This is a genomic window from Mycolicibacterium lacusdiani, from assembly GCF_021916785.1.
Taxonomy (GTDB): domain Bacteria; phylum Actinomycetota; class Actinomycetes; order Mycobacteriales; family Mycobacteriaceae; genus Mycobacterium; species Mycobacterium lacusdiani.
This window is the reverse complement of sequence record NZ_JAKCFC010000008.1, coordinates 40,106-56,872: the sequence shown is the minus strand read 5'-3', so window position 1 is coordinate 56,872 and position 16,767 is coordinate 40,106. Positions and strand designations below refer to the sequence as shown.

General features: G+C 70.3%; 19 protein-coding genes. 11 read left to right on the top strand and 8 right to left on the bottom strand.

The window, feature by feature from the left end:
• Positions 1 to 9: 9 nt before the first annotated feature.
• The gene (locus LOK44_RS21825; protein ID WP_237572193.1) at positions 10 to 681 is read left to right on the top strand and encodes a TetR/AcrR family transcriptional regulator; all 672 of its coding nucleotides are present in this window, start codon (positions 10 to 12) and stop codon (positions 679 to 681) included.
• Positions 682 to 690: 9 nt separating this feature from the next.
• Here LOK44_RS21825 and LOK44_RS21820 read toward each other — a convergent pair whose 3' ends face one another.
• Together LOK44_RS21820 and mshB are read right to left on the bottom strand one after the other, a co-directional pair.
• Entirely contained in the window at positions 691 to 1,119 is a 429-nt protein-coding gene (locus LOK44_RS21820) for a hypothetical protein (protein WP_237572192.1), read from the bottom strand.
• A gap of 115 nt (positions 1,120 to 1,234) precedes the next feature.
• Positions 1,235 to 2,098 carry an N-acetyl-1-D-myo-inositol-2-amino-2-deoxy-alpha-D-glucopyranoside deacetylase gene (mshB, locus tag LOK44_RS21815; protein ID WP_237572191.1) on the bottom strand — a complete coding sequence of 288 codons (864 nt, stop codon included), beginning with the start codon at positions 2,096 to 2,098 and terminating at the stop codon, positions 1,235 to 1,237.
• 22 nt (positions 2,099 to 2,120) lie between these two features.
• Between mshB and LOK44_RS21810 the strand changes: the two genes are divergently transcribed.
• Positions 2,121 to 3,362 carry a chloride channel protein gene (locus LOK44_RS21810; protein ID WP_237572190.1) on the top strand — a complete coding sequence of 414 codons (1,242 nt, stop codon included), beginning with the start codon at positions 2,121 to 2,123 and terminating at the stop codon, positions 3,360 to 3,362.
• On the opposite strand, the gene LOK44_RS21805 is transcribed toward LOK44_RS21810, so the two are convergent.
• Positions 3,346 to 5,289, bottom strand: coding sequence for an ABC transporter family substrate-binding protein (locus tag LOK44_RS21805; RefSeq protein ID WP_372481288.1), 1,944 nt, complete (start codon positions 5,287 to 5,289; stop codon positions 3,346 to 3,348). The two genes, LOK44_RS21810 and LOK44_RS21805, sit on opposite strands and share 17 nt — an antisense overlap.
• A 33-nt stretch (positions 5,290 to 5,322) precedes the next feature.
• A complete protein-coding gene (gene typA, locus LOK44_RS21800; protein WP_237572353.1) occupies positions 5,323 to 7,218 on the bottom strand; it encodes a translational GTPase TypA in 1,896 nt (631 codons plus the stop codon).
• Positions 7,219 to 7,286: 68 nt separating this feature from the next.
• Between typA and LOK44_RS21795 the strand changes: the two genes are divergently transcribed.
• Together LOK44_RS21795 and LOK44_RS21790 are read left to right on the top strand one after the other, a co-directional pair.
• Positions 7,287 to 7,454: a hypothetical protein gene (locus tag LOK44_RS21795; protein ID WP_237572189.1), complete on the top strand. Its 168-nt coding sequence runs from the start codon at positions 7,287 to 7,289 to the stop codon at positions 7,452 to 7,454.
• 60 nt (positions 7,455 to 7,514) lie between these two features.
• Entirely contained in the window at positions 7,515 to 7,787 is a 273-nt protein-coding gene (locus tag LOK44_RS21790; RefSeq protein WP_237572188.1) for an FmdB family zinc ribbon protein, read from the top strand.
• Positions 7,788 to 7,848: 61 nt separating this feature from the next.
• Here the strand turns inward: LOK44_RS21790 and LOK44_RS21785 are convergent, their stop codons facing one another.
• Positions 7,849 to 8,241, bottom strand: coding sequence for a (deoxy)nucleoside triphosphate pyrophosphohydrolase (locus tag LOK44_RS21785; protein ID WP_237572187.1), 393 nt, complete (start codon positions 8,239 to 8,241; stop codon positions 7,849 to 7,851).
• 24 nt (positions 8,242 to 8,265) lie between these two features.
• Here LOK44_RS21785 and LOK44_RS21780 point away from each other — a divergent pair, with 24 nt between their 5' ends.
• Complete coding sequence (locus LOK44_RS21780) at positions 8,266 to 8,550, top strand: 4a-hydroxytetrahydrobiopterin dehydratase (protein WP_237572186.1); 285 nt, start codon at positions 8,266 to 8,268, stop codon at positions 8,548 to 8,550.
• Here the strand turns inward: LOK44_RS21780 and LOK44_RS21775 are convergent.
• A complete protein-coding gene (locus LOK44_RS21775) occupies positions 8,528 to 9,733 on the bottom strand; it encodes a mannosyltransferase (RefSeq protein ID WP_237572185.1) in 1,206 nt (401 codons plus the stop codon). The genes LOK44_RS21780 and LOK44_RS21775 overlap by 23 nt on opposite strands.
• 164 nt (positions 9,734 to 9,897) lie before the next feature.
• On the opposite strand from LOK44_RS21775, the gene LOK44_RS21770 reads away from it, so the two are divergent.
• Both LOK44_RS21770 and LOK44_RS21765 read left to right on the top strand, forming a co-directional pair.
• The gene (locus LOK44_RS21770) at positions 9,898 to 10,518 is read left to right on the top strand and encodes a hypothetical protein (protein WP_237572184.1); all 621 of its coding nucleotides are present in this window, start codon (positions 9,898 to 9,900) and stop codon (positions 10,516 to 10,518) included.
• A gap of 45 nt (positions 10,519 to 10,563) precedes the next feature.
• The gene (locus tag LOK44_RS21765; RefSeq protein WP_237572183.1) at positions 10,564 to 11,616 is read left to right on the top strand and encodes an Rv1157c family protein; all 1,053 of its coding nucleotides are present in this window, start codon (positions 10,564 to 10,566) and stop codon (positions 11,614 to 11,616) included.
• Between the two features lie 114 nt (positions 11,617 to 11,730).
• Here LOK44_RS21765 and LOK44_RS21760 read toward each other — a convergent pair whose 3' ends face one another.
• The gene (locus LOK44_RS21760; RefSeq protein WP_163923599.1) at positions 11,731 to 11,880 is read right to left on the bottom strand and encodes a DUF1059 domain-containing protein; all 150 of its coding nucleotides are present in this window, start codon (positions 11,878 to 11,880) and stop codon (positions 11,731 to 11,733) included.
• A 104-nt stretch (positions 11,881 to 11,984) separates the two neighbouring features.
• Positions 11,985 to 12,563, bottom strand: coding sequence for an HhH-GPD-type base excision DNA repair protein (locus LOK44_RS21755; RefSeq protein WP_237572182.1), 579 nt, complete (start codon positions 12,561 to 12,563; stop codon positions 11,985 to 11,987).
• A gap of 63 nt (positions 12,564 to 12,626) precedes the next feature.
• Between LOK44_RS21755 and LOK44_RS21750 the strand changes: the two genes are divergently transcribed.
• Genes LOK44_RS21750 through LOK44_RS21735 form a run of 4 tightly spaced genes read left to right on the top strand, consistent with a single transcriptional unit; the run spans position 12,627 to position 16,741 of the window.
• Positions 12,627 to 13,835 carry a sensor histidine kinase gene (locus LOK44_RS21750; protein WP_237572352.1) on the top strand — a complete coding sequence of 403 codons (1,209 nt, stop codon included), beginning with the start codon at positions 12,627 to 12,629 and terminating at the stop codon, positions 13,833 to 13,835.
• A 1-nt stretch (position 13,836) separates the two neighbouring features.
• The gene (locus LOK44_RS21745; protein ID WP_237572181.1) at positions 13,837 to 14,646 is read left to right on the top strand and encodes a LytR/AlgR family response regulator transcription factor; all 810 of its coding nucleotides are present in this window, start codon (positions 13,837 to 13,839) and stop codon (positions 14,644 to 14,646) included.
• Positions 14,643 to 15,008, top strand: a complete 366-nt coding sequence (locus tag LOK44_RS21740) for a hypothetical protein (protein ID WP_237572180.1) — start codon at positions 14,643 to 14,645, stop codon at positions 15,006 to 15,008. The genes LOK44_RS21745 and LOK44_RS21740 overlap by 4 nt, the downstream gene beginning before the upstream one ends.
• The gene (locus tag LOK44_RS21735) at positions 15,005 to 16,741 is read left to right on the top strand and encodes a sodium/solute symporter (RefSeq protein WP_237572179.1); all 1,737 of its coding nucleotides are present in this window, start codon (positions 15,005 to 15,007) and stop codon (positions 16,739 to 16,741) included. Before LOK44_RS21740 ends, LOK44_RS21735 begins: the two co-directional genes overlap by 4 nt.
• The last annotated feature ends 26 nt before the right edge of the window (positions 16,742 to 16,767 follow it).

Here is a 16,767-nt window from a genome sequence, read left to right as displayed (position 1 = left end):
GATGTCCCCGTGCCCGCGAAACCTCGACGGACCGAGCGACGGTCGGACGCCCTATCGAAGGAGCGGATCATCGCCGCGGCGATCGACATCCTCGACACCGACGGGGAGGCCGCCCTGACCTTCCGCGCGTTGGCGACGCGGCTCACGACCGGCAGCGGGGCGATCTACTGGCACGTCGCGAACAAGGACGACCTCCTCGCTGCGGCCACCGACCACGTCATCACCGAAGCGCTGACCGGCGCGCCGGTCGGTGCGGCACCGGACGACGCGATCCGCGCGATAGCCCTCGCCGTGTTCGACTCGATCCACGCCCGACCCTGGGTGGGCACCCAGATCTCGCGCGAGCCATGGCAATCCGGAACGAGGCGGATCTTCGAGGGCCTCGGCCAACAGTTGCAGGCTCTCGGCGTATCCGAGCGAGCGCAGTTCGATTCCGCGTCGTCACTGGTCAGTTACGTGCTGGGCCTCGCGGCGCAATACGCCGCTGGCGCCCGCCTCGTCGCACGGAACACGAGCCGGGCGGGCTTCCTCACCGACGTCGTCGCGCGCTGGACCCAGGACGAACCCGATCGGTACCCGTTCGTTCAGCAGATCGCCGACGAACTGCGCGAGCACGACGACAGGGAGCAGTTCCGCGCAGGCATCGACATCATCCTTGCGGGCATCGCCGCCATCCGGTGAGCAGCCGAACTAGACGCGCACCTGCATCCGCCGGAACACGTACCAGACCGGCGGCGCAGCGCCGAGGACCAGCAGGACTATTGGCCCCAACTGCATGATGCCGGTGCCGCCGAAGACGATGTCCTTGCCCGGACCGGCGAACGCCAGCACGAGCACCGTCGCGAGCCACGCCCAGACCGGAAGCGCCGCCAACCGGGGCGTCGTCGTCCACTGCGAGGCCGCCCACACCAGGGCGAGGTTCACCAGACCACTGAGCAACCCGCTGATCGGGAACGGCACGCTGCCGAGGTAGAGCGGGAGGAAGAACGCACCTACCAGCGCCGAGAGGACACCGTCGAATGCGAGCACACCGAGGAGGACTGGCCGCTGCCAGTCGGGGACGTCGGCGGTCAGGTCGGGATGCTGTCGAGCAACGCGATCAGCGAACCCTCCACCCATTGAAGGCTGTCCAGGCGGTCCTGCCAGTGCTGCAGGTTGGGATCCAGATCCGGGTCCATCGCCATCCCTCCATCGGGCCGTTGGTTCGATCGGAGCTTACCCCCTCGCGCCCCGGCTATCCCAGGTTCAGCCCGGACAGCAAATCCGTTTCCCAGCCACGGTCGTCGCGCTCGCCCGATGCGCCCGCGACCAACACGAAGTGCTCGGTGTGCAGCAGGGGCAGCACGATGTCGTTGGACAGCGCGAATGCCTCGCCTCCTGGTGTGACGCTCACCTGCGTGGCGTGGGCCCGCATCGCCGCGACCTTCGCCTGCCGGCTCTCAGGCGCGTCGACCACCGCGTCGATCTGGTCGTCGTCGTAGCAGAACGGCAAGTCCGACACCGGGATCGACGTCCAGTGCGGTGGCAACTCCGCGCCGGCCAGCCCACGCAGAGCTGCGTCGACGGCCGATCGCGCCAACACCGTCCAGTAGACCTTCGGCACCTGCCACGTCGGCGCGGCGGCGGTCACCGCGGCCATCGTCACCTCGTGGGCCCGGATGTGGTCGGGATGACCGTATCCACCGTTCGGGTCATAGGTGACGACGACGTGCGGCCGCAACTCGTGGATCACGTCGACGAGCGCGGCGACCGGCTCGTCGAAGCCGGCGTCGGTGAAGCGGTGCCGGTCCTGCCCCGGCGTCTCCGCCATCCCCGAGTCGCGCCACCTCCCTGCACCGCCGAGGAACCACGGTTGCGCCACGCCGAGATGGTTCAGCGCACGGGTGAGTTCGCCGATCCGGTAGCCGCCGAGTTGGTCGGCGTGGTCGACCGCGAGCCGTGCCCACCGGTCGCCGATCACCTCGCCCTCCTCGCCGAGAGTGCAGGTAACCACGTGCACTTGCGCTCCCTGGCGCGCATAGTGCGCGATCGTGGCGCCGGTGGTCAGCGTCTCGTCGTCGGGATGTGCGTGCACGAACAGAAACCGTGGAACGTCCATCCCGACAAGATAGATTCAGCCGGTGTCTCGGCGCACCGCGGAGTATTCGTGCGCCATCGTGATCGTCGGTCTGCTCGCAGGCGCTGCGGGCGCCGCGACCACCCTGCTGCTGCACGCCATCGAGCACCTGACCTACCACTACTCGTTCGGCAGCCTGCTCACCGGCGTCGGCGACAGCAGCCCGGTCCGCCGCGCGGCCGGACCCATGATCGGTGGCGCGCTCGCGGGCCTCGGCTGGTGGGCGCTGCGGCGCGGCGGCGACGTGCCCAGCCTGTCGGCCACGATCAGCGACCATCGCCGTATCCCGCGGTGGCGGATGTCGATCGACGCGGCCCTGCAGGTGCTGCTGGTCGGCTCGGGCGCCTCACTGGGACGCGAGGGCGCGCCTCGCCAGATCTCCGCGGCGTTCGGCGATCTCGGCATGTCGCGGCTGTCCCTGACGCCGAGGGATCGGGAGATCCTGCTGGCGTGCGCCGCGGGCGCGGGTCTCGGCGCCGTGTACGGCGTCCCGCTCGGTGGCGCACTGTTCGCCACCCGAATCATGTTGCGCACCTGGCATCCTCGGGCACTCGGTACCGCGCTGATCACCTCGAGTCTTGCCGTGGCCGTCGCCGCGCCAGTGACCCACCTCGAGCACTCGCTGGTGTGGCCCGACGCGCAGTCGTCCTATCTGCTGCTGTTTCTGGGACTGGCGATCGCCCCGCTGTCGGTGGCCGTGGGCCTGGCGTTCGACCGGGTGATGGCGGCCGCGCGACCACGGCCTCAGATGCGTTCGTGGACACTGGTTCCCGCGATTGCCGCCGCCGGTCTCGTCATGGGCATCTGCTCCATCTGGTGGCCGCAACTGCCCGGCAACGGCCGCAGCATCCTGACCGTCAGCGTGGACGCGGGCCTGACCATAGGCGGCGCCGCGGTACTGCTGGTCCTCAAACCCGCATCGACGGCGCTGTTCCTGCGGGCGGGTGCGGTCGGCGGAATGATCACGCCCGCGCTGGCGACCGGCGCGGCGGCCGGCTCGCTGGTGACGCTGGCGCTCAATCACTGGGCAGGCACCGACCTGCACGTCGCGGCGGTCTCGCTGACCTGCGCGGCGGGCGTGCTGGCGATCACGCAACGCGCCCCGCTGTGGGCGGCGCTGTTCGTGTGGGAACTCGCGCGGCCACCGCTGTGGCTGTTCGCCGTCTTCGCCGTCGCCGCCTACACCGCCCACCTGATCGAGAACGCGAGGCAGCGCAACCAGATTCGCGCTACTGGGGCGTCTTGATCCAGCGCCCGGCGTCACCGACGATGCCCACCGGCACCGCGCCCGTGAGGCTCACGTTCCGCACACTGGGGCCCGCGGCGACGATCGTGGTGTCCTGCAGGATCGGCATCACCGTCGACATGTTCCACAACCGCGGTTCGACGGCCGTGAGGACCTCGGCGATGTTCTCGCTGCCGTCGAGTGCGGCGTCGATCCTGGGCTGAATGCTCCTATCGCAGATGCCGGTCAGGTTGCTCGGCGCCTGGATCAGTTGATCGCCACCGGGTGCGGGTGCCGAATTCGTGCCCGTCGTGGTGGCGGTCGGCGTGGTGCTCGTCGTCGTGGCCGTTGGCGGCTTCGTGATCGGTGGCTTGGTACTCGAAGGCGGGGCACCGCGCGGCGGTGACGTGGTGGTCACCGGCGTCGAGGGCAGGCCGCTCGGCGGGGCCGTCGGCACCGCGGTGGCCTCCAGCGCCGGACACCCGTAGCGCGACGCGAGCGCGGTCGCGAGATCGCCACCCGCCTGATGCCACCCGATGATCGCGTCGACGCGGTCGTCGGCGAGCGCATCGCCGTAGAGGACGGGCGGATCGAGCGCGATCACCGACGCCGCGATGCCCACGCTGCGCAACTGATCGGCCGCGGTGTTGGCGACCGCGACCGACGTCGCGTCGTTGGACGCCACGCCGAGGGCCAACGCCAGCGGCTGACCGTCCTTGGTGATCCTGCCCCGGTCGTCGGCGGGCGCGGGCGTCCCCGGCGTCGACGGTGGCGCGGGCTCAATCGGCTGCACCTGGTAGCCCGCCCCGGCCAGCAGCGCGAGCGCGGCCTCCCTGGTCATCGCCGGCGGCGCCGTCGGCACGTAGCCCGGATCCGACGGTGACCGCACCTGCGCCTGGGCCAGGGTGACGGTGTTGTCGCTGCCCGCGCCGACGGCGGCGAGCAGGTCGACGTCGATCAACCCGAGGATCGCCTTGCGCACCTGAGGATCGGTCAGCATCGGCTGCTGCGCCCGCAGCGTCAGCTGCATGACCCGCGGGGTGACGATGCGCGCCGTCCGGACATCGGGGATGGCACTGAGTTGCGCGAACGCCGCCTGTCCCCCGTGCACCTGGGCCACCTGGGTGTCGCCGTTGCGAATCGAGTCGGCCAGCGCGGCAGGCGCACCGCCGCGTCGGAACAGGACGAGGTCCGGCTCGGCGGGCTGGGCCCAGTACCGGTCGTTGCGCGCCAGCAGGATCTCGTCGCGCTGCGGGTCGATGCTCTCGACCCGGAACTGCCCGCCGGTCACCGGCATCGCACGGGCCAGGCCCGCCGAGAATCCACCGGGCACGTCCTTCACGATGTGCGCGGGCAGGATGTCGTTGAACAGCTCACGCCACGCCGGATACGGCTGGGAGAACGTGACGACCGCGGTCTTGCCACCCTCCACCGACTGCACGCCGGTGATCAGGTCGTAGCCCGCGGGGTCGACGACGCCGGGCTCGCCCACCATCTGCCGCCACAGATACCAGTAGTCGTCGGCCGCGATCGGCGCGTTGTCCGTCCACGACGCCTCCGGACGAATCCGGTAGGTGACGGTGAACGGACTCTCGCCGGTGACCTCCGCCGACTCCAGCAGCGAGGTGTCCAGTTCCCACCGCGACCCGGTCGGCGTCGCCGGATCCGCGATGGGCCGAAACGAGCTGGGCAGCACCAGTGACGAGATCGCGGCGTTGACCGGCGACTGGTCCGACATCAGGTGCGGATTGAACCCCGCGCCGATCGAGTCGATCGCCACGATGATCTGCGATGCCTTCATCGGCGGCGGCGGCGTCGACTCCGAGGTGTCGGTGCTCTGCGGCGCCGGGGGCGGGCTGACCGTGCAGCCCGCGACCACGAGCGCGCACACGACGGCGGTGAACGATGAACCGACGACGCGACGGAAACGTGGCAGGGGCGTCGGCACGGTGTTCAGGTTAACGAAGTGCAACCCGTGCGCTCAGCCGCGCGCCTTCGCACGCGACTTCGCGCGGGCACGCAGCGACGCGTTGAGCTCCACCTTGCGCACGCGCACCACCTCGGGAGTCACCTCGACGCACTCGTCCTCGGCGCAGAACTCCATGGCCTGCTCCAGACCCAGCTCCATCGGACGCGCGAGCGTCTCGAAGACGTCGGCCGTCGACGAGCGCATGTTGGTGAGCTTCTTCTCGCGGGTGGCGTTGACGTCGAGGTCCTCGGCGCGCGGGTTGATGCCCACGACCTGACCCTCGTAGGTGTCGTCGCCCGGCTCGACGAAGAACTGGCCGCGGTCGGACAGCTGCGTCATCGCGAACGGCGTGATCTTGCCGGTGCGGTCGGAGACCAGCGACCCGGTGTGGCGGGCGCGGATCTCGCCCGCCCAGGGGCGGTACCCCTCGAATACCGCGTTGGCGATGCCGGTGCCACGGGTCAGGGTCAGGAAGTCGGTGCGGAAGCCGATGAGCCCGCGCGACGGCACGATGAAGTCCATCCGCACCCAGCCCGCGGCGTGGTTGGCCATCTCCTCCATGCGGCCCTTGCGGCCGGCCATCAGCTGCGTCACCGCGCCGACGAACTCCTCGGGACAGTCGATGGTCATCGCCTCGTAGGGCTCGTGCAGCTTGCCGTCGACGGTCCGGGTGACCACCTGCGGCTTGCCCACGGTGAGTTCGAAGCCTTCGCGGCGCATCTGCTCGACGAGGATGGCCAGCGCCAACTCGCCACGGCCCTGCACCTCCCATGCGTCCGGGCGGTCGATGTCGACGACCTTGATGGACACGTTGCCGACGAGTTCGCTGTCGAGGCGAGCCTTCACCATGCGGGCGGTCAGCTTGTGTCCGGAGACCTTGCCTGCCAGCGGTGAGGTGTTGGTGCCGATGGTGACCGAGATGGCGGGCTCGTCGACGGTGATGCGCGGCAGCGCATGGGCGTGCTCGGTGTCGGCGAGGGTGTCGCCGATCATGATCTCCGGCATGCCCGCGACGGCGACGATGTCACCGGCGACGGCCTCGTCGGTGCTGGTCCGCTCGACGCCCTCGGTGGCGAGGAGTTCGGTGATCTTCGCGTTCGTGATGACGGGGTGTCCATCGACCTCGCGCATCCACGCGACCTGCTGGCCCTTGCGCAACTTGCCCTTGTAGATGCGGACCAGCGCGAGCCTGCCGAGGAACGCCGACGCGTCGAGGTTGGTGACCAGCGCCTGCAGCGGCGCCTCGGGGTCACCCTGAGGCGGCGGGATGTGCTCCATCAGGACGTCGAACAGCGGATCGAGGTTCTCGCCGTCGGGGTTCTCGCCGTTGGCGGGTTCGGTCGTGCTGGCGATTCCGGCGCGGCCCGAGGCGTACAGCGTCGGCAGGCCGAGCGCGAACTCCGCCGCCTTCTGCGCCTCCTCGTCGAGGTCGGAGGCGACGTCGAGCAGCAGGTCGTGGCTTTCGGAGACCACCTCTGCGATGCGGGCGTCGGGGCGGTCGGTCTTGTTCACGCACACGATCACCGGCAGGTGCGCGGTGAGCGCCTTGCGCAGCACGAAGCGGGTCTGGGGCAGGGGGCCCTCCGACGCATCGACCAGGAGCAGGACACCGTCGACCATCGAGAGACCGCGCTCGACCTCGCCACCGAAGTCGGCGTGGCCGGGGGTGTCGATGACGTTGATCACCGTCATGCTGCCGTCAGCGTTGTGACGGTGCACGGCCGTGTTCTTGGCCAGGATGGTGATGCCCTTTTCCTTCTCCAGGTCACCGGAGTCCATCAGGCGTTCGATGGCGTCGTCGCCGCGGTGGCTGAGTGCGCCGGATTGCCGCAACATCGCGTCCACGAGGGTCGTCTTGCCATGATCCACGTGCGCGACGATGGCTACGTTACGAAAGTCTTGGGGCAAATCCACGTCCCCGATTGTCGCAGCGCAGGGACCAAACACGAAAACGACGAACATCGACGGAAGGTCACGTGAAGCGCACGGAGTTCGCCGAGGCTAAGGCCAAGAAGAAGTGTTGCCGTTCCAAGCCCCGCTGCAAGCGGTGTCCGCTGGTGCTGCACAAGGTGCACAAGGCTGAGTTGGCCGGCGTCCGCGGCAAGGACCTGGAGAAGGTGTTCAAACGCGCGAGAAAAGCCTAACGACCTCGCCTTATGTCGGCGTACGGTGGAGGTGTCCGTCGCCGGTTGGAGGTAACGACTATGACGGTTTTCGAAGCAGGAACCATCCTGTTGGTGGTCGTGCTCGCTGGCGCCGCGACCGCGGCCATCTACCTCGGCATGCTGAATTGGATGGGCGGGTTCTACGTCGTGCGGTGTGCCGCATGTCACCACCTGACGAGTTCGTCGGCGAACCAGGCACCGGCCTCTTGCCCACATTGTCGCCATCCCGCGCTGCTGCACCCGATGTATGCGGCGCGCCACCACGGCGACCCGTCACGGGTGCGCGTGGTGGGCGACCGACTGCGGTACTGAGCACTCGAGGCCACAGCGCTACGGCACGTAAGCCGTTGCGGCGGAAAGTCTTTGCCCTGAACTAGCGGCCGCCGAGCGCGGCAGCGAGGTCGGGCAGCCAGCTGCGGTCTGCGGGCACCCACGCCACATCGCCGAGTTGGTCTGCGGTCACCCAGCGCAACGCGCGGTGATCGCGCGCTCGGATCGTGCCGCTCACGTGCTCGACAAGGTACGCGCGCAGCGTCATTCCGCCACCCAGTGCGACGTCGGCGCCCAGTCGCGCGCCGACGGTCACCACGGCGCCGAGTTCTTCGTCGAGTTCGCGTGCGAGCGCCTCGGCGTCGCTCTCCCCCGCCGCCACCTTGCCGCCGGGCAGTTCCCACAACCCCGCGAGTTCCGCCGGTCGTTCGCGCTGGGCCACCAGCAGCGTCGCTCCGGCGATCAGTGCCCCCGCGACGACGATCTGGTTCGGCACGCACCGACGGTATACCGTCGATTCATGGCCGTGCTGACCGATGATCAGGTGGATGCCGCACTAGCCGATCTCGACGGGTGGGAACGCACCGACGGGGCGTTGCGCCGCTCGATCGAATTCGGCGCCTTCCTCGACGGCATCGACGCCGTCCGTCGCGTCGGGGAGCACGCGGAGGCCAAGGATCACCATCCCGACATCGACATCCGTTGGCGGACAGTGACCTTCGCGCTCGTCACGCACTCCGAGGGCGGGATCACCCCCAAGGACGTCGACATGGCGCGCGACATCAACGGGATCGTCGGCCGGTAGCCGCGATCCATCCGAGCGTCGCCAGCGTGGCGACGACATAGATCAGGCCGGCCCAGGCGAGGTACCAGGGTCTGCCGATCTCCCAGATGGTCGGCTGGGCGAAGCTCAGCAGCCACGGCACGCCGATCAGGATCAGGGCCAGCCAGCCCCAGCCGAGCACCCGGGCGCCGCGCCGCTCCCGCTTCGGTCCGTGCAGGAGCCACACGATCAGCGGGACGAGCCACACCCAGTGGTGGGTCCACGAGATGGGCGAGAGCAGCAGCCCGAACAGTTGCACGACGAGGATGCCACCGAGGCGGTCGGATCCGACGTCGACGGCCCGCCACGCCAGCACGGCGAGCACGGCGGTGACGAAGAGTGCGGCGACCACGATCGGGCCGTAGCCGGCGTCGTGGCCGAGGATGCGTGAGATGCCGCCGCGCCAGGATTGGTTGAACGACGTGCCGATCGGGCCGATCCGGTCGGCGTCGCCGAGCAGGTCGGTGAAGTAGAACCGGGCCTGATCGCCGAGCACCAGCAGCGACACGCCGACGGTGCCGAAGAAGACGACACCCGAGAACAGCGCGGCGCCCCAGCGCCTGACCCCGACGAAGTACAGCCCCGACACCGCAGGCGTGAGCTTGATGCCGGCGGCCAGCCCGACCAGCAGGCCAGACAACCACCACCTCGAGCTGAGTACGGCGAGGAGCACGCCGAGCACCAGGATGACGTTGACCTGGCCGTAGTCGAACGTGCTGCGCAGCGGTTCGGTCCAGATGCCGACAGCAGTCCAGAGCATGGCCAGCCGGCGCTCGGCGCGGCCGAGCAGTCGCAGCGCCACCCACACCACGCCGTAGAGCGCGGCGATGATGCCGACCTGCCACGCGAAGGACAACACGCCGAACGGCAGCAGGTGCAACGGTTCGAACACCACGGCAGCGAACGGCGGATAGGTGAAGGGCAGCGGGAAGTCCGGCGTCTGGTCGGCGTAGACGAAGTCGTACAGCGGGCGCCCGGTGCCGATGGTCGCCGCGCCGCCGACGTAGACGTGCAGGTCGACGAAGTTCGCGCCATTGGGCACCAGGTACGTCCACGCGAACCGGGCGGCCACGCTGAGCGCGAGCAGCCACGGCGCCAGCCGAGCCAGGCGGGCCGGTGCCGTCGTCGCTACCGGCGGGGCCGGGGAGTGCTCGTCTATCCGCACGACTCTAGCGATCGGTCACCATGTGCCGTCGTATGCGTAACGGTTGCATAAATGCCACACGTGTCACTTGAGTAACTCCAGTAACTCCGTAGCTTCGGTGACAGACCTGCCGCCAACGGATTGGAAGATTCATGCACTTCGCCAGAAAACTCTTCGCTACCAGCATGATTGCTGCAGCGAGCACGATCGGTGCCGCGCTGGCGTTGAGCGCGCCGGCCGCCGCCGAGCCCGCGCCCGCCCCGGCTCCCGCGCCCGCCATGCCTGCGATCCCGGGACTCCAGAACTTCCTCAACCCCGCCAACGCGCCGATGATGCTGCAGGGCCTGGCCTCGGCACTGTCCGGCGGTGGAGCCGCCCCCGCAGCGGCAGCAGCTGCCCCGGCAGCACCCGCCGCCGCGACGGCGTCGGTCAGCCTGCCCGCAGGTCAGGGACCGCTGAACCTGCCCACCACCGCTGCCGCAGCACCCGCGGCCGCCACCGCTGCTGCGGCGCCCGCACAGGGCCTGCTGCCGTCGGCCGAGGTCAACCTGCCGCAGCTGCCGGGCGGTACGACGCCCCTGCCGCAGCAGGTTGCCTTCCCCGGTGACCTGGCGTCGCTGATGCCGGCGGGCACCCCGCTGGCGAACCTCCTGCCGAAGTCGCCGCCTCCGGCCGTCACTGCGCCCGCAGCGGCCGCTCCCGCAGCGGCTGCTGCACCGGCTGCGGGTGCTCCGGCAGCCGCCGGTCCGGTCCAGAGCCTGGAAGGCCTTGCGCCGCTGGTCTTCCCGACTTCCGCATTGCCCTGATCGACCGCTGACTAGCCGCGTACCGCCATCTATCCCGGGAGAGTCATGACATCGATGAGGACGCTGTTCGTCGCGCTGGGCGCGTCGGCCGCACTGACGTTGGGAGGCCAAGCCATCGCTGCGCCCGCCAACGCCGAACCCGTGCAGCCGGTGCCCGCGCCGATCAACGGCCTGCAGGCACCGGGCCTGCCGGCGATGGAAAGTCTGGGGCCCGCCATTCAGCAGGCGGCCGCCGACCCGACCAACGCCGCATCGATGCTCATGGCCGCCGCGGCGGCGTTCGCGGGCAACTCCGCGGCACCGACCGATTCGAAGAACGTGGCGGCGGCGGTCAACCAGTTCGTGGCCGATCCCGCGGTTTCACAGGTGGCACACACGCCGGCGGCGCAGGCGGCGCCAGGTGCCGACGTGCACCTGCCCGCAGGCGTCAACCCGGAACACGTCGTCGGGCCGATCCCGGTTCCCGAGGGTGCTCCTGCGCCGGAGGTCGCGGCGGTGGCGGCACCTGCGGCCGCGCCCGCACCGGTTCCCGCACCCGACGCCCCGCCCGTCCCGGCGCCGCCCGCACCGGAGGCGGCTCCGCTCGCTGCCCCCGCGCCCGCACCCGAGGCCGCTGCTCCCGCACCCGCGCCGGACGCCACCCCCGGTGCCGCGCCCGCGCCGGGAGCCAACCCGGCCTTCGGACCCGACGCCCCCGTCACGCAGGACTTCATGTACCCGTCGATCAGCAACGGGTGCACCAAGGACGGCGGAAACGTTCTCGCGACGGCGATCTCGGTCGCGGGGCCGGCGAAGATCCCCGCCCCGGGACCGGCCGCGGGTCAGACCGCCTACGTCTTCACGGCGGTCGGCACACCCGGACCGGCGGCCGAGCAGAAGCTGCCGCTGAACGTCACCTGGGTCAACCTCACCACGGGCGAGTCCGGGTCGGCGACGCTCAAGCCGCAGGCCGACATCAACCCCGAGGGCCCCACCACGTTGACGGCGATCGCCAACACCGGCTCCGGCAGCATCATGTCCACGATCTTCGGTCAGGTCACGACGACCGAGAAGCAGTGCCAGTTCATGCCGACCATTGGCTCGACGGTGGTGCCCTGAACGCCTCCGTCCCAATCCGCGAGCGTGCGCGCCCACCCCTGACGCCGGCCTGATTCACCGGCGGGACGCGCACGCTCGCGGCTCTTGGCTTCGGTTTCGAGTCCTAGGTCGCGGTCAGTACGCCATGAACAGGATCATCTCCCGGTCGTACTCGCGACCGGGATGTGCTTCTGCAAGGTGCGTTTGAGCCTTCTCCACCAGATCGTTCTCGTCCGAGCCGGTGATCGCCTCGCCGCACGGGCAGTTCAAGTGTGTCTTCGCCATGCATTCACGATCCCACGAGCGGGCCCGCCACCGCCGCCGAGACTGCGGACGGATCGCGAACTCACCTGCATACGCGATCTCCCAGCAGGCTCGGCGCTTGTGGGTCAGGCCTTGGCGGCCTTCGCTGCGGCCTTGGTTGCCTTCTTGAACGCCCGCACCTTGTCCAGCGACCCCGCGTCGACGACGTCGGCGACCGACATGTGCGTGCCCTGCTTGCCGTAGTCCCCCGCGGCCTCGCGCCAGCCCGTTGGCGTCACGCCGTACTGCTTGCCGAGCAGTGCCAGGAAGATGCGCGCCTTCTGGTCGCCGAAGCCGGGCAGCGCCTTGAGCCTGCGCAGCACCTCGGGCCCGTCGGGGTCGCCGACGGTCCACAGCGCGGCGGCGTTGCCGTCGTAGTCGTCGACGATCACCCGGGCGAGGTCCTGCACCCGCTTGCCCATCGAGCCAGGGAATCGGTGCACCGCAGGTCGTTCGGAGACCAGGGCGATGAACTTCTCCGGGTCGTAGTCGGCGATCTCTCTGGCGTCCAGGTCGCCCATGCGGTCGGCGATCTTGCGGGGGCCGGCGAACGCCACCTCCATCGGGATCTGCTGATCGAGCAGCATGCCGACCAGCAGCGCGAACGGGTTCGACTCCAGCAGCGCATCGGCGGCCGGATCTTGCACGAGCTGCAATTTCGCCATCGGGCCAGTCTAAGGTGAGCCCCGGTCACCATGACCAGCCCAGACACGACCGTGCGAGGTGACATGCCGGGCGAGATCGCGTTGGCGCTCGCAGCAGCGCTGATCCTGGCCACCGTGGTCGCGGCCGTCGTCGTCGTGCGGACCCGGCGGGTGGTCGCCACGCCGACCGAGCGCGCAACCCACGAGGCACTGCACACCGCGTCCCTGGCCGCCCACGCGCTGCGCGACGGCCTGAACGCCGACTCCGCCCAGCGTGCGGCGCCCTTCCTCCGGCGGCTCACCGGTGCCGACGCCGTCGTCGTCGCCGACGAGGCGGGCCAACGGCTCGCTCACGATCCGCCGGACACCGACGCCTGGCCACCTGACGCGCTCGCCGCGGCCGACACCGCCGCGGCCGGCGCGCTGTCCGGGCAGCGCAGGACCATGGCGGCGCACCGGGCGGGCGCCATGATCGCCCAGCCGCTGGTGACCGATGGCGGCGACACCCTCGGCGTCCTGGTGGTGGTGACTGCCCGGGAACCGGGCCCCGGCACGCTCGGCGCGATCGGCGAGGTGGCCCGCTACGCCGCCAGCCAACTCGAACTCGCCGACCTCGACGCATCGCGGGCGCGCCTCGACCGCGCCGAGGTGCTCGCGTTGCGGGCCCAGATCAGCCCGCACTTCATCTACAACGCGCTCAACACGATCGCCTCGTTCGTGCGCACCGACCCCGCTAGGGCCCGCGAGCTGATCCTCGAGTTCGCCGACTTCACCCGGTACTCGTTCCGCGCGGCCGGGCAGTACACCACGCTGTCCGACGAGCTGCGCAACATCGACCGCTATCTGACCCTGGAACGCGCCCGGTTCGGCGAGGCGCTCACGGTCAGGCTGCAGGTGGCCCCGGAGATGCTCAACGTCGTCGTGCCGTTCCTGGCCCTGCAACCGTTGGTGGAGAACGCCGTTCGCCACGGGCTGGCCGGTCGCGGCGGCGGGACGGTCGAGATCGTCGCACTCGACGAAGGCACCGACTGCGTCGTGACCGTGGAGGACGACGGCTCGGGCATGGACCCCGAAGCCCTGCGCTCCGGGCCCGCCGACGCCCTGGCCGACGGTGCCGACGCCTCGGCTGGGCATTCGGCACACGTCGGGCTAACCAATGTGGACCATCGCCTGCGCGCAGCGTTCGGAAACGACTACGGTCTGGTGGTCGAGACGGCCATGGGGGCGGGCACGAAGGTCATCATGCGGGTGCCGAAGTTCCGTTCAGGCGTGCGAGCCGGCGGAGGTGCATGACGTGAAGCGCCATCTCGCCGTGCTGGCCGTCGACGACGAGGCACCCGCCCTCGACGAACTGGCCTACCTGCTCGGCGAACACCCGTGCATCGGCGAGGTCGTCACGGCGGCCGACGCCACCTCGGCGCTGCGCGAACTCAACGCCCGGCCGTTCGACGCGGTGTTCCTCGACATCAACATGCCGGGCCTCAGCGGCTTGGAACTGGCAGGCGTGCTGGCCAACTTCTCCGACCGGCCCGCGGTCGTGTTCGTCACCGCCCACGACGACAAGGCGGTCGAGGCGTTCGACGTGGGCGCGGTCGACTACCTGCTCAAGCCGATCCGGCAGAGCCGGCTCGACGAGGCGGTGCGACGCGTGCAGGCCGCGACGACGGAGGCGCGGCGCGAAACCGCCGACGGCGAACCGTCTGCCGACATCGCGGTAGCCGACGCCGACGTCATCCCCGCGGAACTGGGCGGCATCACGCACCTCGTCCCGCGGGACAGCATCGGCTGGGTGGAGGCCGAAGGCGACTACGCGCGACTGCACTCGGCATCCGGCGCGCACCTGGTCCGCATCCCGCTCAGCACGCTCGAATCCCGTTGGAGTGAGCGGGGTTTCCAGCGCATCCACCGCTCGTACCTGGTGGCGCTGCGGCAGGTCACCGGTCTGCGCAGCACGGAGGGTTCGATGCTGGTCCGGTTGCGCGCCAACGGCGCATCGCCTGCGGTGGAGCTACCCGTGAGCCGCAGGCAGGCCAAGGAACTGCGGGACCGGCTGGTTCGCGACCCGATGCGCAACCTGCGGCCTGGCGAGGGGGCCGAGCAGTGACGAGGCCGCACCGCGAGCGGGTCGTGTTGTCCCAGCGGCGCGGTGCGCGGGTGATCAGGACGCGCGTGGAGGTGCAGGAACAGACGCAGGTCGGCGACGCGCTGGTGCGCGGGCTGGTGCGAGCGCAACTCGGCCTGGCTCTGCGCCTGGCGACCGTCGTCGTGTTCACGGTGGCCGCCGTGCCGCTACTGGTCGGGGCGTTTCCCGAACTCTCCGAGGTCCGGGTCGGCGGTATCCGGCTCAACTGGCTCGTCCTCGCCGTGCTGGTCTACCCCGTCCTCTACGGGGTGGGACGCCTGTACGTGCGACTGGCCGAGCAGGGTGAGCGCGACTTCGTCCACGTCGTCGACGGCGAACCGTGACCGGAGCACCGCTGACCGCCGCCGCCCTCTCGATCTCGGCGCTGGCCACCATCGTCATCGGGTTCTACGGAATCAGGCTGTCCCGCACGACGTCCGACTTCCTCGTCGCGTCGCGCAGCATCGGCCCGCAGTGGAACGCAGCCGCGGTGTCGGGCGAGTACCTCTCCGCCGCATCCTTTCTCGGCGTCGCGGGCCTGATCGCGAAGTACGGCGCCGACGCGCTGTGGTACCCGGTCGGGTTCACCGCCGGATACCTCGGCCTACTGCTGTTCGTGGCCGCGCCGCTGCGGCGCTCAGGGGCGTACACGGTGCCCGACTTCGCGGAGTTCCGCCTCGGCTCGCCGCGGCTGCGCAAGGTCGCGATGCTCGTCGTGGTCGTGGTGTGCGTGTTCTACCTGGTCCCCCAATACCAGGGCGCAGGCCTGGCGCTCAAGACCCTGCTCGGGCTGCCGGTCTGGGTGGGGCCGGTGGCCGTGGGCGCCATCGTGATCGTCAACGTGGTCGGCGGCGGCATGCGCTCGATCACGTTCGTCCAGGCCTTCCAGTACTGGCTCAAGCTGACCGCTATCGCCGTCCCCGCGCTGGCGCTGCTGACGCTGGTCATGCGGGACGGCACCGATCTCGGCGGGCCGCTGCCCCCGCTGATCGGCGAGCAGACCACCGTCACCGTCGAGACCGACGTCGTGGTCCAAGTGGCCGCGCCGCAAGGCATCTCGGTGACCGGGACGGTGAACGGCGCACCGGTCGCCGACGCGCCGTTCACCGCGCCAGGCGAGTACACGCTGCGGGCAGGCACCACGCTGACGCTGGCCGCCGGCTCGGCGACACCGGTGGTCGCCGGGGCGCCTGGCGCAGGCGACGACTGGATGGCCTCGGGCGGCGGCCTCGGCGGCAGTCACCCGACGTACCAGGTGCTGTCGATCATCGTCGCGACGTTCCTGGGCACCATGGGCCTGCCGCATGTGCTGGTGCGGTTCTATACGAACCCCGACGGCAGGGCGGCCCGTCGCACAGCGCTGGCCGTCATTGCGCTGCTGTCGCTGTTCTATCTGTTCCCCACGCTGCTCGGGGTGTTCGCGCGCCAGTTCGTGCCGCAGCTGCTCATCACCGGCACGGCCGACGCCGCGGTGCTGCTGCTCCCGAGCGCCGCGGTGGGTGGGGTGGCAGGCGCCGTGCTGGCCGCGCTGGTCGCGGCAGGGGCCATCGCCGCGTTCCTCGCCACGTCGTCGGGCCTGCTAGTCAGCATCGCGGGCGCGCTGTCGACGGACGTCCTGCGGGGCCGGGTCCGCGACTTCCGCATCTCGGCCCTGGTCGGCGGCGTCATCCCCATTCCCCTTGCGCTGCTGGCATCTTCACTCGAGTTGTCGCGCAGTGTCGGCCTGGCCTTCGCCGTCGCCGCGTCGACTCTGTGCCCGCTGCTGGTGCTCGGAATCTGGTGGCGGGGTCTGACCGCCGCCGGCGCAGCCGTCGGCCTGGTGGTCGGCGGCATCGCCTCGGGCCTGGCGACGACGCTCGCGGTCACCGGCGGTCTCGACGAGGACCTGCTCGGCGGCTGGCCCGCGGCGATCGTCGGCTATCCGGCCGCGGTCACCGTGCCACTGGCATTCCTGACGATGGTGGTGGTCAGCAGGGTCACCGCGTCGACCCGCCCTGCCGAGGTGGCCCAAATCTTTGCGCGGATGCATCTGCCCGAGCGCCTCGGCATGGGCGTCGAGCGCCTCCCCCGCGGCTGACCGCTCGTCGCCGGGCAGGCACCGCT

Bases quoted from the DNA above. Each gene is read 5' to 3' on its own strand.
- LOK44_RS21765 (WP_237572183.1), top strand. From the start codon at position 10,564: ATGACATCGATGAGGACGCTGTTCGTCGCGCTGGGCGCGTCGGCCGCA.
- LOK44_RS21760 (WP_163923599.1), bottom strand. From the start codon at position 11,880: ATGGCGAAGACACACTTGAACTGCCCGTGCGGCGAGGCGATCACCGGC.
- LOK44_RS21780 (WP_237572186.1), top strand. From the start codon at position 8,266: ATGGCCGTGCTGACCGATGATCAGGTGGATGCCGCACTAGCCGATCTC.
- LOK44_RS21755 (WP_237572182.1), bottom strand. From the start codon at position 12,563: ATGGCGAAATTGCAGCTCGTGCAAGATCCGGCCGCCGATGCGCTGCTG.
- LOK44_RS21750 (WP_237572352.1), top strand. From the start codon at position 12,627: ATGCCGGGCGAGATCGCGTTGGCGCTCGCAGCAGCGCTGATCCTGGCC.
- LOK44_RS21820 (WP_237572192.1), bottom strand. From the start codon at position 1,119: ATGGGTGGAGGGTTCGCTGATCGCGTTGCTCGACAGCATCCCGACCTG.
- mshB (WP_237572191.1), bottom strand. From the start codon at position 2,098: ATGGACGTTCCACGGTTTCTGTTCGTGCACGCACATCCCGACGACGAG.
- LOK44_RS21770 (WP_237572184.1), top strand. From the start codon at position 9,898: ATGATTGCTGCAGCGAGCACGATCGGTGCCGCGCTGGCGTTGAGCGCG.
- LOK44_RS21790 (WP_237572188.1), top strand. From the start codon at position 7,515: ATGACGGTTTTCGAAGCAGGAACCATCCTGTTGGTGGTCGTGCTCGCT.